This is a genomic window from Flavobacterium ginsenosidimutans (assembly GCF_003254625.1).
Lineage (GTDB): Bacteria > Bacteroidota > Bacteroidia > Flavobacteriales > Flavobacteriaceae > Flavobacterium > Flavobacterium ginsenosidimutans.
Genome location: NZ_QJRJ01000078.1, coordinates 35,917 through 51,442 on the forward strand (window position 1 = coordinate 35,917; position 15,526 = coordinate 51,442).

The 15,526-nt window shown below is 33.2% G+C and carries 9 protein-coding genes; all 9 read right to left on the minus strand.

Annotated features, from left to right (window positions below; all coding sequences use genetic code 11):
• Positions 1–52: 52 nt before the first annotated feature.
• The gene (locus tag DM444_RS13480; protein WP_239455686.1) at positions 53–667 is read right to left on the minus strand and encodes an acyloxyacyl hydrolase; all 615 of its coding nucleotides are present in this window, start codon (positions 665–667) and stop codon (positions 53–55) included.
• An 86-nt stretch (positions 668–753) separates the two neighbouring features.
• Entirely contained in the window at positions 754–3,744 is a 2,991-nt protein-coding gene (gene secDF, locus DM444_RS13485; RefSeq protein ID WP_111287501.1) for a protein translocase subunit SecDF, read from the minus strand.
• A 225-nt stretch (positions 3,745–3,969) separates the two neighbouring features.
• Positions 3,970–4,905, minus strand: a complete 936-nt coding sequence (gene mdh / locus DM444_RS13490; protein ID WP_111287503.1) for a malate dehydrogenase — start codon at positions 4,903–4,905, stop codon at positions 3,970–3,972.
• A gap of 110 nt (positions 4,906–5,015) precedes the next feature.
• Positions 5,016–6,956 (minus strand): DNA topoisomerase (ATP-hydrolyzing) subunit B, encoded by a 1,941-nt coding sequence (gyrB, locus tag DM444_RS13495; protein ID WP_111287505.1) that lies wholly within the window; start codon positions 6,954–6,956, stop codon positions 5,016–5,018.
• Between the two features lie 281 nt (positions 6,957–7,237).
• Positions 7,238–9,973, minus strand: coding sequence for a M16 family metallopeptidase (locus DM444_RS13500; protein WP_111287507.1), 2,736 nt, complete (start codon positions 9,971–9,973; stop codon positions 7,238–7,240).
• A gap of 213 nt (positions 9,974–10,186) precedes the next feature.
• Positions 10,187–11,800, minus strand: a complete 1,614-nt coding sequence (gene asnB, locus DM444_RS13505) for an asparagine synthase B (protein WP_111287509.1) — start codon at positions 11,798–11,800, stop codon at positions 10,187–10,189.
• 316 nt (positions 11,801–12,116) lie between these two features.
• Complete coding sequence (asnB, locus tag DM444_RS13510; protein ID WP_111287511.1) at positions 12,117–13,793, minus strand: asparagine synthase B; 1,677 nt, start codon at positions 13,791–13,793, stop codon at positions 12,117–12,119.
• Positions 13,794–14,348: 555 nt separating this feature from the next.
• Complete coding sequence (locus DM444_RS13515) at positions 14,349–14,798, minus strand: hypothetical protein (RefSeq protein ID WP_111287513.1); 450 nt, start codon at positions 14,796–14,798, stop codon at positions 14,349–14,351.
• Positions 14,799–14,872: 74 nt separating this feature from the next.
• Positions 14,873–15,403, minus strand: a complete 531-nt coding sequence (locus DM444_RS13520) for a GNAT family N-acetyltransferase (RefSeq protein WP_111287515.1) — start codon at positions 15,401–15,403, stop codon at positions 14,873–14,875.
• Positions 15,404–15,526: the final 123 nt, after the last annotated feature.

Genomic DNA, 15,526 nt, shown 5'->3' on the forward strand with positions numbered 1-15,526 from the left:
TTTTTCATAAAATAAAAAACGCCCAATATTTAAAGATATTGGGCGTTTTCTTTTATAATCGATACGAGATACCAAATTCAATATTCTTTGTATTATATCCGGCATTACTGCTTCCTAAACCAGCATTTGATACATGTCTTACACTTGGTCGAACATCAAACTGGAAATCTTCATAATCGAATGCAAAACCAATTGCTAAAACATCTGCAAAAGCAAAACCTTTAGACATTCGTTCCGTTTCTGTATCTGTAATAAGAGGACCAACACTTCCTAATGCATAAATCGAAAAGATATTGCCAATAGGTTTTCTAACTATAAAACCGAAATTAAGAACATATTCCCTCACCTCTTTCAGTTTCATATATTCAATTCTTTTCTGCTCAAAATTGGGCGTATCTGGCTTTACAAAATAATAATTCAATAATTGATGTTTTCCAAAATTGATTTCGGGCTGGATTAGAATTTCGTACTTAAAATTTCTGGTCTCTTTTACCTTATAATAGAGTTGCGCCTTATAAAAATGATTCTCAAAAGTGTAATCAGTATTACTAAATTCACTTCCAAAACCATAACTCAAACCTATTCTATAATTACTGCTTTTTTCTTGCGCTTTAAGATGTATTGCAGCTAACAACACTACAATAAAGAATATCCGTTTTAGAAGCATAATATATTTTTGGTTGGCACTTACAAACATAAAAAAAAGATCCAGCTTTCACTGGATCTTTTTTTTATTTAGAATAAGGTTTTTAATTATGCCTTATTGTGTTTGTCTTCGATTGTGTGTTTCTCATCACTTGAAATCGTATCTACCAATACTGGAGTTGCGATAAATAATGAAGAGTAAGTACCAACGATAATACCAATTAACATTGCGAAGATAAATCCTCTAATAGACTCTCCACCGAAGATAAACATTGTTAATAATACAATGATCATCATTAATGAAGTATTCAATGTTCTTGATAATGTAGTATTAATAGAAGCGTTTACGATATCTTCGAAACTTCCTTTACGGTTTCCAATGATAAATTCTCTTACCCTGTCAAATACAATTACCGTATCGTTCATAGAGTAACCAATTACAGTTAAGATCGCAGCGATAAAGTGCTGATCCATTTCCATGTGGAAAGGCATGAATTTATAACATAATGAATAGATTCCTAATACAAAGATAACGTCGTGCGCAACAGCTGCAATAGCACCTAATGAATATTGCCATTTACGGAAAGATACCATTAAGTATAAGAAAATAACTGCCATTGCTCCAAGAACTGCCCAGTATGAGTTCGTTTTAATATCTTCAGAGATAGAAGCTCCAACTTTAGAAGCTTGTAAAACTCCTACTTTTTTACCATCAAATGAGTTAGTAAATTTATCATAAGAAGTATTTGGGAAATATTTCTGCAATCCTGCATATAATTTTTGGTTTACTTCTTCATCGATAGCTACACCATCTTCTTTAATTTTATATTTAGTTGTGATTTTCAATTGATCATCATCACCTAAAATTTTAGCCTCAACTGGTGTACCGAAAGCAGCAGATAATTCATCTGAAACTACAGTAGCATCAACTGGTTTTTCGAATTTAACTTGGAAAGTTCTTCCTCCAACAAAATCAACACCCTCATCTAAACCGTTAACGAAGAAGATAGAAACTAAACTTACTACTGTTACAATAGAAGAGAAGATATAAGTGAATTTTTTGATTTTGATGAAATCAAAGTGGAAGTTTGTAAACCAGTTTTTAGTAATATTTGTAGAGAAAGTTAAATCAGCTTTTCCTGCAATATTTCTGTCAATAAAGATTCTAGCAATAAAGATTGATGTAAACAATGAAGTTACGATACCAATTAATAATGTTAATGCGAAACCTTTAATAGGACCTGTTCCGAAAATAAATAAGATAGCTCCAGTTAAAACGTGAGTAACGTTAGCATCAATAATAGAACGCATTGCACCATGCCATCCGTAAGAAGCTTGAACTGCCTCAGAAAGTGATTTTCCTTCACGCAATTCTTCTTTTGCTCTTTCGTAGATAATAATGTTCGCATCTACCGCAGTACCTAATGTAAGTACGATACCTGCAATACCTGGTAATGTTAATACAAAACCAAAACTTGCCATAATTCCGAATAAGAATAGTAAGTTTAATAATAAAGCAAGGTTTGCATACCAACCAGCTTTACCATAATAGAATACCATCCAAACACAAACTAATAAGAAACCTAATACAGAAGAAATTGTACCTGCATCAATAGCAGCTTGTCCTAAAGATGGACCTACAACAGTTGATTGGATAATATCTGCAGAAGCTGGTAATTTACCTGCATTTAATACGTTAGCTAAATCTTTAGTTTCAGCTACATCAAATGAACCTGTAATCTCAGATCTTCCTCCAGCAATAGGACCGCTTGTTACACCTGGAGCAGAATATACGATATCATCTAATACAATAGCAATGTAGCTTTTTTGAGCAAATGCTCTTCCTGTTAACTCTTCCCAAACTTTAGCACCTTGGCTGTTCATTTGCATAGAAACTGCAGGTTTACCCATTTGGTCAAAAGTATCTTTTGCATCAGTTACAACACCACCGCTCATTGCTGGGTTATTGTCTCTGTTTCCTTTTAAAGCGTATAATTCAACAGCTTCGATATCAGCTGCGCTTTTTACGTCTTTAGCTTTAGGATCTTTTATAGTTGTTGGCTTGCTCCATACAAATTTTGCATAGTGTTGGTCAGCAGCCAATAATACTCTAATTTCTGGTCTTTTGAAATAATCATTGATAGCAGCAGTATCTTTAGGAGCGAAGTAACCTAAAACAGGTCCACCACCTTGAACGATCATTTTATCAAATAAAGGATTGTTTCCTTTTTTAACATCTGAAGAATCTTTAGCATCTGTTAATAATGCATTTAATGAATCTTTAGCAACAGTTTTAGTTTCAGTCTTTTTAACTTCAGTTTTCTTTAAAGCTTCGTTTGCTGATACTAAGAAATTACCAATTTCTTCAATTTTGAAAGTTTCCCAAAACTCTAATTGAGCTTTTCCACCTAATAATTTTTTAATTCTATCAACATCCTTAGCACCTGGAAGCTCAACTAAGATTCTTCCTGTTTCTCCTAATTTTTGGATGTTTGGTTGTGTAACACCAAATTTGTCGATACGCTCTCTTAATACTTTAAAAGCACTTTCTACAGACTCATCAACTTTTCTTTTGATAACTTTTTGAACTTGTGCATCAGACATTTGAAAATCTACACCACCTTCACCTTGAAGGCTTCTGTTAGCGAAAATATCTGGAGATGCTAATTTTACAGAACCTTTTGAATTAGCTTCAAAAGCTTCGAAAAACTTATTTAAATACGTTTTGTTTCCTTCTAAATTTGCAGATGCATCAGCTAATGATTTATTAAAAACTGGATTTTTAGAATTATTAGCCAAACCTTTTAATACATCTTTAATAGAAATTTGAAGAATTACGTTGATTCCTCCTTCTAAGTCAAGACCTTTATTAAGCTGCTTGTTTTTCACTTCGTTGTAAGTGAAATCAGTAAAACCAAGGTTTAATACTTTTTCTTTACCAATAGAATCTAAATATTTCAGCTCTTTATCAGGATTATCTCCTGCAAAAGCTTTAGCTTCACTTTTGACACCATTTGCCACAAAAGTGAATGATAGTTGGTAAATACTTACCAATGCAAATAGAATTGCGAAAAATTTAATAAGTCCTTTATTCTGCATTATTACTAAAAATTAATTATGTTTTATTTTTGTTTTTGCTTTAAACTCCCATAAAATAAGCCCTGACATGATTTTTTAAAACAAAAAAACGAGATCACGAATTACCAATTTTTTTTTAAACCGAGCAAATATATAATTAACGAAAATATTAACCAATTTATTTATTAATTAATCTCAAAAAAAAAGCTGCAAAAGTGCAGCTTTTTTTCTTTTTTGCCGTTTTTATTATACTAAAATCGTTTTTAGGGCATCATTCATACTACGAACCGCATCTGCACTTTTGGCAAATAACGCCTTTTCGTGATCATTTAAGTTTATATCTAGAATTTCTTCTACTCCGTTTTTACCAATTATACAAGGTACTCCTATACAGATATCATTTTGACCATATTCTCCTTCTACAAAAACAGAACATGCAATCATTTTTTTCTGATCATTCAAAATACTATCTACCAAATAAGCTACAGAAGCTCCTGGCGCATACCAAGCCGAAGTTCCAAGAAGACCTGTAAGAGTTGCTCCTCCTACCATAGTATCTGCTGCAACTTTTTGCAACACTTCTTCTGAAAGAAACTCCGATACCGGAATCCCGTTATAAGATGCTAAACGTGTTAACGGAATCATCGTTGTATCTCCATGACCTCCAATTACCATTGCCGAAATATCATTTGCTGGTTTATCTAAAGCTAACGAAAGATAAGTTCTAAAGCGAGAACTATCTAAAGCTCCACCCATTCCTATAATTCTATTTTTTGGAAGACCTGTAGCTTTTAAAGCTAAATACGTCATCGTATCCATTGGATTGGAAACTACGACAATAATCGTATTAGGTGAATACTTTAGTACATTCTCAGCAACTGTTTTAACAATTCCTGCATTGATACCTATTAATTCTTCTCTTGTCATTCCTGGTTTTCTCGGAATTCCTGATGTAATTACTACTACATCACTTCCGGCAGTTTTAGAATAATCATTGGTCACACCCGACACTTTGGTATTAAAACCTGTGTTTGTGGCGCACTGTGTAATATCCAGTGCCTTCCCCTCTGCAAAACCTTCTTTAATATCCAACAATACTACTTCGCTCGCAATTCCTCTATACGAAATAACATCTGCACATGTAGCTCCAACATTTCCTGCTCCTACAATGGTAACTTTCATATTTTATACTTTATCGGTTATTAATTTTGTCTATTCTTTAAAAAGACAATTCGTTTAATTGTCTAGTAAATTTAAACAATTAAACGAATTGAAATTATTAATTTTTCATTTTATGCATCAATATTTGCATAAACTGCATTTTTCTCGATAAACTCTCTACGAGGCGGCACTTCATCACCCATTAGCATAGAGAAAACCTGATCAGCTTCTGCAAGACTATCAATGTTTACTTGGCGTAAAGTTCTGAAGTTTGGATCCATCGTAGTTTCCCATAATTGCTCCGCGTTCATCTCTCCAAGACCTTTATAACGCTGAATATTGGCACTTCCTCCCATTCTTTCGTTAGCTTGATCACGCTGAACATCATTCCATGCATATTCTTTCTTGTTTCCTTTTTTAACTAAGTATAAAGGTGGCGCTGCAATGTAAACATGACCTTCTTCAATTAGTTCTTTCATGAAACGGAAGAAGAACGTTAATATTAAGGTAGAAATGTGGCTACCATCGACATCGGCATCACACATGATGATTACCTTATGATATCTTAGTTTTTCAAGATTTAATGCTTTACTATCTTCTGCAGTTCCCACAGTTACTCCTAAAGCAGTAAAGATATTTCTAATCTCTTCGTTTTCGAATACTTTATGATGCATCGCTTTTTCAACGTTCAAGATTTTACCACGTAATGGCAGAATCGCTTGAAAGTTACGATCACGTCCTTGTTTTGCTGTTCCACCAGCCGAATCTCCCTCGACAAGGTAAACCTCACATCTTGCTGGATCTTGCTCAGAACAATCAGATAATTTTCCTGGCAATCCTCCACCGCCCATAACGGTTTTACGCTGTACCATTTCACGTGCTTTTTTCGCTGCGTGACGTGCCTGAGCTGCTAAGATTACTTTTTGGATAATTATTTTTGCATCATTTGGATTTTCTTCCAAATAATTCTCTAACATTTCTCCAACAGCTTGAGAAACTGGAGAAACAACTTCTCTATTTCCAAGTTTAGTTTTAGTTTGTCCTTCGAATTGAGGTTCAGATACTTTTACCGAAATAATTGCTGTTAATCCTTCACGGAAGTCATCTCCAGCAATTTCGAATTTTAATTTATCTAGCAAACCAGAAGCATCTGCATATTTTTTAAGTGTTCTTGTCAAACCACTTCTAAAACCTTGCAAGTGCGTTCCTCCTTCGTGAGTATTGATATTATTTACGTAAGAGAAAATATTCTCAGTATAACTTGTATTGTAAATTAAAGCAACCTCAACTGGAATTTCACCTTTATCATTATCCATACTGATAACATGAGAAACAATTGGTTCTCTATTACCATCTAAATAACGAATGTATTCTTTAAGTCCTTCTTGAGAATGGAAAACTTCACTTTTAAATTCACCTTTTTCATCAACTTCTCTCTTGTCTGTAAACGTAATTGTAATTCCTTTATTCAAGAAAGAAAGCTCACGCATACGTGCTGAAAGCGTATCGTATGAAAACTCAGTAGTCTGAGTAAAGATGGTATCATCTGGATAAAAAGTCTGGCGTGTGCCTCTTTTATCTGTTTCTCCAATTTGTTTTACTGGATATAAAGATTTTCCTCTTTCGTATTCCTGCTCATAAATTTTACCATCTCTAAATACAGTAGATTTCATATGAACCGAAAGGGCATTTACTACAGAAACCCCTACCCCGTGCAAACCTCCTGAAACTTTATATGAATCTTTGTCGAATTTACCTCCGGCACCAATCTTCGTCATTACAACCTCAAGTGCAGAAACACCTTCTTTTTTATGTAAATCAACTGGAATACCACGACCATTATCCTCAACTGTTATAGAACCGTCTTCGTTTATTGCAACACCAATTGTGTCACAATGTCCTCCCATCGCCTCATCAATAGAGTTATCAACAACCTCGTAAACCAAATGGTGCAGTCCTCGAACCCCTACATCACCAATATACATGGACGGACGCATTCTTACGTGCTCCATCCCTTCTAATGCCTGAATACTATCTGCTGAATAATTGTTCTTCTTGATTTCTTCGCTCATATAATTTATTCTAAAAATGTAATTAATGTCTAACACGCAAATATATAAAAACGCGAGCTATATACCCATTAAAATACGACTTAAAGCACTTAAGTTATTAACACAATTGTCTGAAAAACCAAAAAATAAACCCAAAAATGAATTTAAATTCCAATTTTCTTAAATTCCAAATTCTAAAAATGGTAATAACACAAAAAAAACCGAAATGACATTTTAAAAATGTATTTCGGTTTTGCTTTATGATTCGAAAAACTAAATTTAGAGTTTTAGTCCAAATCTGCTTATTGTTTCTTATTAAAATCTCCAGCGTAGATTGACGTCATTTTGTCTAAACTCAAGTATTTTCTAATTACATTATTAACATCGTCTAATTTTAACGCTTTAACTTTATTTTCTAAGTCATCATAATCTTCTAGAGGAATTCCATATTGTAAATAGGTATTTACAAGCCCAATCAAAGTATTATCATTTCCTAATCTTGTTTTTCTGCCATTCTGCCAACTTTTAAAATTCGACTTCATTTCTTCGGCAGTAAAACCGTCTTTTAATGCTTTCGAAATCTCTTCTTTAACTGCAGTTTCAACCGCATTCTTTTTAGTAGGGTTTAAAAGAGCATAATATTGCCAATATGCTACATCATTTGTAATTGGCACATTTATCATTGCTCCTGCCCCATAACTTATTCCTTCTTTTTCACGTAATCTCATCGGAATTCTAGCACTTAAAAAACCTCCGCTTCCTAATATTTCATTTGCCATTACAAAAGCTGGATAATCTGGACTATTTCTATCCATTTTAAAACTCACCCTTCCAAGCGCAACAGCATTTTCTTTATCAGGAGTAAGCAAATCTTTATCTGATTTTTTTGTTTCAAAATAAGTAGGTTTTGCAATTTCATACTTTGATTTTGAATTCCATTTTCCAAAAGTATTTTCTAAAATCACCCCAATTTCTTTTGCATCTAAATCAGTAACAATACTTCCTACTCCATTATTTCCTCCTAAAATATTTTTATAGAAATCAACTAGTTCAGATTGTTTTATCTGTTTAAAGGCATCTATTTGCTCTTGAGTTGTAGAGGTATAAAAAATACTTTCTTTTGGATAGGGATTAGTTTGTCTAACAATTTGATTAAAAGCAATTGACTCTGGATCATTCAATCTTCCTTCAAGATAAGTGTTATAGTCACTAATTGTCTTGGTCAACTCATTTTGAGGAAAAGTCGAATTAAGAAGTAAATCTTCTAAAATCCCCATAACCTCTTTAAAACTTTCTTTGTAAGTTGTCACATAAACAGAAAGCGTCTGTTGGCCAAAACCAAAATAAATACTTGATTTTAATTGATCTAAACGATCTTGTATTTGTTCTTTGCTTTTTGTTTTTGTTCCTGTTTTAAGCAGTTCTGCCAAAATAACTCCAACATTTGATTTTCCTTCAAGATCTTTTTCATTACTAACAGGGAAAATAAAATTGGCCTGAACCTTTCCTCCTTTTATTTCTTTTTTAATAACACCATACTTAACACCATTTGTCAGTTTCCCTTCAGTCAAATTTTGTTTTAGATTTTTGATTGACGCCTCAAAATCTGCAATTTCTTTTTCCAAAGCTCTCCCTTTGTAATCTTTAGTTAATGCAACAATTTGATCATCTGTATATTCTACAGGTTTAATTCTCTGTTCATCTTTTGATGGAATAAATATCCCAACTGTTCTGTTATTACTTCTAAAATACTTTTCTGCAACACGCTGAATATCTTCCTTAGTTAGTTTTTCAACTCCATCTCGATATAAATACCCCAATCTATAATCGCCAGCACTAATAATTTGCGTTAAATTAATTGCATAATAAATGGTGTTATTTTTAACAGATTCTATTTCTTTAATAATTTTAGCTTTAGCTCTGTTTACATCCTCATCTGTATATTTTATCGTTGCAATTTTATCCAATTCTCCTCTAACAATATCTTGGGTTGCCTTTATATCTTTATCGTTGCCTAGAGAAAATCCAAAATACATGTAACCAGCATCTCTTAAAGTTGGTTGCCAAGAATAAAGGCTTGAAACTTTCTGAGTATCTACCAATGATTTATATAAATATCCTGAAGGATCTGCAGTCAAAATCTCACCTAATGCATCAATAGCAGCAAAATCTTTATCAACATAAGAAACCGTGTGATATAGTGCTCCAACATTTTTGCTGTCGCCTGCTCTTTTCAATTCTACAAATTTTTCACCATCCTGCGAAGGCTCAATTGTATAGGTTTTATCTAAAACTCTTTTAGGTCTTGGAACAGCTCCAAAATACTGACCAATATATTGCAATGCTTTTTGCTCATCAAATTTACCTGCAACGACCAAAGTCGCATTATCTGGCTGGTAATATTTTTCATAAAAAACTCTAAGCGTATTTGCTTTTACGCGTTCGATATCTTCTTTACTTCCAATAGTACTATTTCCGTAGTTATGCCACAAATAAGCAGTCGAAACCACTCTTTCTTGCAAAACTCTTTCTGGTCTATTTTCGCTTATTTCAAACTCGTTTCTTACAACTGAAAATTCCTTATCCAAATCCGATTGAAGAATAGTTGCGTTAATCATTCTATCAGCTTCCATCTCGATACTCCATTTCAGGTTTTCATCACTCGATGGAAAAATTTCATAATAATTTGTACGGTCAAGCCAAGTGGTTCCGTTTGCATTTCCTCCTTTATCAGCAAGCATCTTTTTGATGTCTCCCAGATTTTTAGTGCTTTTAAAAAGCATGTGTTCTAACAAATGAGCCATTCCTTTTTCGCCATAACCTTCATTTCTAGAACCTACATTATAAACAATATTGACTACCATGTTACTTTGAGAAGCATCAGGAATCAAAAGAACTTTTAGTCCATTGTTTAAAGAATATTCTTTAACACCTTCAACATTTGTAATAAATTTAGGCACTTCTGCCTTTTGTGCGTAAACTGAGCTCAAAGAAATTAATGAGCAGCATAAAATTCCACTTAGTAATAGTTTTCTCATAGGTTTTGTTTATATTGGTTTAAGGATTAAAATATTCCTTCGCAACCAAATATAGTATTTTTCCTAAGCTCAGAAATCCTTGTTAACTTAGTTTTAGTATTTTACGGGATGCCGTAAAATATTCATTCTGAATTTCACAAATAATACAAAAAGAAAAAACCGAAACTATATTTAGCATATAGTTTCGGTTTTTTCCTTTATAATCTTAAGTTTTTAAACTGCCATTCCAGATTTTACAGATTCAAAATTCCCATTTAAATGGGCTGCATTTGCTCTTCCACTTGGATCTAGATTTTCCTGCCATTTTGGAATCCATTTACGAACGGTTTGCGCCGCGCTGACCTGTGGATAGTATTTATGAAAAATTGATCGATACAAGTAGGCTTCTTTCGTTGTTGGTGAATTATATGGGAATTCTACACTTGCACCTGCTAATTGCTCATCCGTAACTTGCGAAGCACAATATTCAATTAATTCATCAACCCAATTGTATCCTACTCCATCAGAAAATTGCTCTTTCTGACGCCATAAAATTTCTGAAGGCAAATAAGGATCTTCTGTATCAAAGGCTTTTCTTAAAATATATTTTTCAACGCCGTCATAATTTTTCGGCTGTTTTTCTTCTGTTTTGATTCGAATAGCAACATCTAAAAATTCTGTATCTAAAAAAGGAATTCTAACCTCAAGTCCATTAGCCATTGTTGTTTTATCAGCGCGAAGTAAATCTGCTGTAAATAACTTCTGAACTCTTTCGATTGTTTCATCTTGAAATTCTTCTTCTGTAGGTGCATTTCTAAAATATAAATGTCCTCCAAAAACCTCATCTGCACCTTCTCCTGACAAGATCACTTTTATGCCTTGATCAGCAATCGCTTTAGACAATAAATACATTGGAACTCCAGATCTTACTGAAATAATATCGTAAGTTTCAATATGATAGATTACTTTTTCTAAAACCTTAACTCCTTCTTCTACTGAAAAATGAATTTCGTGATGCTCTGTCCCTAAAAACTCAGCTGCTTTTCTAGCTGCAATATTATCAGGCGCATTAGCATCTAATCCGATAGAAAATGAATGTAGTTTTTGACCTTTCGCTTTTAATAATCGAGAAGTGATCGAAGAAATTAAAGAAGTATCTAATCCTCCTGACAAAACAACTCCTAAAGGAACTTCTGCCAACAAACGTTTACTCGTTGCCTTAATTAAACTTTCACGAATCAAATCTAAGTCAAGAGGTTGCTTTGCGTTTTTATGATCTTCGTATTCTGGGCGGTAATATTTAACAAAACCAGTTTTTGCTGTATAATAATGTCCCGGAGGAAAAGTAGAAAACGTTTTGCATTGATCTGCAATAGATTTCATTTCTGATGAGAAGTAAATTCTACCTCTTTCATCCAATCCATAATACAAAGGCTTCACCCCAATTGGGTCGCGTCCCGCAATATATTTGTCGCCGTCGATTACTACAAAAGCAAAATCTCCATCCAATTTATTGCAAAAATCATATCCAAATTCTTCATAAAGATGTACAATTACTTCTGAATCTGACTCTGTTCTAAAAGTATGATTTTTTAAAACTGTATTTTTAAGCTCTTGATAATTATAAATTTCACCATCATGAACCATCCAAGCTTTATCCGTTCCTTGAATAGGCTGTTTTCCTGAGTTAAGATCAATAATAGATAAACTTTCATGACAAAGCACACTTCCATTTTCCATAATATGAACATCGCTTTCATCAGGGCCACGATGTGACATTCTTTCTGATAGTTCTTTTACAAGTTTGGGGTCTTTTCCTTTACCAATTACAGCTAATAATCCAGACATAATCTTTTATTTTATTATTCCATTTCCTTTTATAGTTCAAAATTTGGTTTGAACATTAAAAAAACATTAAAATTTTTCAGTGAAAGCAAAACTATGTATTAATTTTTGCTTTCAGCTATTAATTTGATTAAAATATTTAGCATTCGATAATAATACTGCAGATGCCAAATATATTAAAAGAAAGTCAAACATATACGTCTCAAATTTCACAAACATCTGAAATTGTATAATTTAACATCCTAAGACAAGAAAAACGCCCTCGGTGGAGAACGTTTTTCTAAAAAATATATACTAATTCTAAAAATTAAACTCTTATTTAGGCTTTAACATAAGCATCATCGTGAACGTTTGCTACCGCTCTACCAGATGGATCGTTTAAGTTTTTGAAAGCTTCATCCCACTCTAGAGCGATTTTTGTACTACAAGCTACACTTGCTTCTTGAGGTACACATAACGCTGCTGCGTCGCTTGGGAAATGCTCAGAGAAGATTGAACGATAGTAGTATTCTTCTTTTGAAGTTGGTGTTTGCAATGGGAATTTAAATCTAGCGTTTGCTAATTGCTCATCCGAAACTTCTCTTGCTACTACTTCTTTCAAAGTATCAATCCAGCTGTATCCTACTCCGTCAGAAAATTGCTCTTTTTGTCTCCAAGCCACACTTTCTGGAAGCATATCTTCGAAAGCTTTACGAACAACCCATTTTTCCATTGGATGTTCTTTGTTGATCATTTTATCTTGTGGGTTGATGCGCATTGCAACATCCATAAATTCTTTATCTAAGAATGGCACACGACCTTCAATTCCCCAAGCAGCTAAACTTTTGTTTGCACGTAAACAGTCGTACATGTGAAGTTTACCTAATTTACGAACGTTTTCTTCGTGAAACTCTCTAGCATTTGGCGCTTTGTGGAAGTATAAATATCCTCCAAATAATTCATCTGCACCTTCTCCTGAAAGAACCATTTTGATTCCCATAGATTTGATTACTCTCGCCATTAACCACATTGGAGTCGAAGCTCTAACTGTCGTTACATCGTAAGTTTCTAAGTTGTAAATTACATCGCGAACAGCATCTAAACCTTCTTGGATTGTAAATTTAATCTCGTGGTGAATAGTTCCAATATGATCTGCTACTTTTCTCGCTGCAGCTAAATCTGGCGAACCTTCTAAACCAACTGAGAAAGAGTGCAATTGTGGGTACCAAGCATCTGTTGTATCATCAGACTCAATTCTTTTTTGAGCGAATTTTTTAGCTACAGCCGAAGTAATAGAAGAATCTAAACCTCCAGATAGTAAAACTCCGTAAGGAACATCACTCATTAATTGTCTGTGAACTGCTGCTTCAAGCGCTTTTTTGATTTCTGGAATACTAGTTTCGTTGTCTTTAACCGCATCATAATCAACCCAGTCTCTTTTGTACCATTGTACAAATTCACCGTCTTTGCTTGATAAATAATGTCCCGGAGGAAATAATTCGATTTTTGTACAATATCCTTCTAAAGCTTTTAATTCAGAAGCAACATAGAAAGTTCCGTGCTGATCCCATCCAATATACAATGGAATAATTCCCATGTGGTCACGAGCTACAAAATACTCATCTTTATCTACATCATAAATTGCGAAACCAAAAATTCCGTTTAATTCATCAACAAAACTTACTCCTTTTTCTTTATATAATGCTAAAATAACTTCACAGTCACTTTCAGTTTGAAAGTTATATTTTCCTTCAAATTGTTTACGCAAATCTCTGTGATTGTAAATTTCACCGTTTGCAGCTAAAACCAATTTTTTATCTTCTGTAAATAAAGGTTGTTTTCCTGAAGCTGGATCTACAATAGCCAAACGCTCGTGAGAAAGAATTGCTTTATCATTGCTGTAAATTCCGCTCCAGTCTGGTCCGCGGTGACGAATGATTTTTGACATTTCTAATACTTGAGGTCTTAACGCTTCGGCTTTTTGTTTAAGATCAAAGGCACATACAATTCCACACATAATATTCTATATTTTATTTTTTAAATTTTAATTTGATAGGGCAAAGATGGAGTATTAGTTACAATTGAAAAACACAAATAGTTATTTCAGTTACAAATTTAAACCATTATTTTAATTTTACATGAAAAATGTAAAATTCATAAGCAAAAATAAGCTTGAAACTTGAAAATTTTAATTTTGAGGTAAAAACTGCTTTAAAATTTAAAGTTCAGCCTAGTTTTTTGAATTAATTTTTGAGTTATTTCAGTATCACTGAAAAATTCGTAAAGAGAAGAAGAAAAGGTGTTCTGGAATTGTATTTTATATAATCATCTAGGCGACATTCTTTCAATTTCGAGGAAAGAGAACTCCCAGTGACTCGACAAAGTTTTTTATTAATTAATTTCAAAGCATAGCCCGTGGTTTCAACCACGGGAAACGTATTGTATATATTGCGTCCCGTGGTTGAAACCACGGGCTATGTTTTATAAAAGTTTGTCATCTTGACAAACTTTGCGGCAATCAACTTTGTCAAAGTTTAAAACTTTGACAAAGTTATTCGTAGACTAATTTAGATTATTCAACGCTTTGAATAGTATAATGCGTTTTATTAATTTCAAACTGAAACCCGGCCTTATTCCCCATCAAATGATTTCCTAAAGGAGATTGCGGAGAAAGCGCAATAACATTAATTCCGTCAATAGCTATTTTTGGAAGCGCCACACTAACATACAAATAGATTCCGTTTGCTTTTACCAGACTTCCTAAAATAATGTTTTCTGTCGTTTTAAGCGGATCTATTTTATCTAAAACTGCAATTTGCGCAATTGCTTCTTTTAATTTATTCGTTAATTTTTCCTGTTCGATGTGCATCATTGACAAAGCCGTTTCGTGTTTATCACCAGCTGAACCTTTTGCATCGTTTTTGGAATCTTCGGTCAAGTTCGTAATCATGTCTCTAAAAACATCGATTCTATCCTGAACCATTTGTGTATAATGGATATATATTTTTTCTTTGAAAGTCATTTTTTTTAAAGGTACTGAGGTTCTGAGGTACAAAGGTGCAAAGGTGCAAAGGTTTTTTTTCTTTGTCTAAGTTTTTATTCAAAAAAACCTAAAGGATAAATTACATTTCCACTTACATTATGCAATCCGTCTTTTATAAGTGCAAATACCATACAATTTTCAGAAGGAACATCAAAAGGCATTTTAATATTGTATTTTTCGCAAAGCTCATATCCAAATCTTGGATAGTAATCTTGATGTCCTAGCAAAATAACAAATTTGTATCCTAATTTTTTTGCAACTTCATGTCCATATAAAATGAGTTTTGAGCCTATTCCTTTTCTTTGAAAATCAGGTAACACAGAAACAGGTGCCAATGATAGACAATTAAACACATCTTTGTCATTAATAATTTTTAGTCTTGTAAATAAAATATGCCCAACAATTCTATTATCACTTTCAGCGACAACAGACAATTCAGGAATAAAAGCATCAGATTTTCTAAGCCTTTCAACCAAAAACTGTTCTTTGTGATCGGAATGCTCTTCTTTTTCAAAAGCTTTTTCTATCAATTGAAAAACACTTTCAAAATCATTTTTATTTTCTTGACGTAATGTAACTTCCATATTATAAAATTAAAAAAACAGCCACGAATTCACGAATCTACTCCAAAAAATTCATGAGTTCATGGCTGAAAAAAAAAGGCACTTTATTCTTTTATAAAATTTTTGTGCCTTAGTGTCTTTGTG

Excerpts from the sequence above, each read along its gene's own strand:
- DM444_RS13480 (WP_239455686.1), bottom strand. The coding sequence starts at position 667 with ATGCTTCTAAAACGGATATTCTTTATTGTAGTGTTGTTAGCTGCAATA.
- secDF (WP_111287501.1), bottom strand. The coding sequence starts at position 3,744 with ATGCAGAATAAAGGACTTATTAAATTTTTCGCAATTCTATTTGCATTG.
- mdh (WP_111287503.1), bottom strand. The coding sequence starts at position 4,905 with ATGAAAGTTACCATTGTAGGAGCAGGAAATGTTGGAGCTACATGTGCA.
- gyrB (WP_111287505.1), bottom strand. The coding sequence starts at position 6,956 with ATGAGCGAAGAAATCAAGAAGAACAATTATTCAGCAGATAGTATTCAG.
- DM444_RS13500 (WP_111287507.1), bottom strand. The coding sequence starts at position 9,973 with ATGAGAAAACTATTACTAAGTGGAATTTTATGCTGCTCATTAATTTCT.
- asnB (WP_111287509.1), bottom strand. The coding sequence starts at position 11,800 with ATGTCTGGATTATTAGCTGTAATTGGTAAAGGAAAAGACCCCAAACTT.
- asnB (WP_111287511.1), bottom strand. The coding sequence starts at position 13,793 with ATGTGTGGAATTGTATGTGCCTTTGATCTTAAACAAAAAGCCGAAGCG.
- DM444_RS13515 (WP_111287513.1), bottom strand. The coding sequence starts at position 14,798 with ATGACTTTCAAAGAAAAAATATATATCCATTATACACAAATGGTTCAG.
- DM444_RS13520 (WP_111287515.1), bottom strand. The coding sequence starts at position 15,403 with ATGGAAGTTACATTACGTCAAGAAAATAAAAATGATTTTGAAAGTGTT.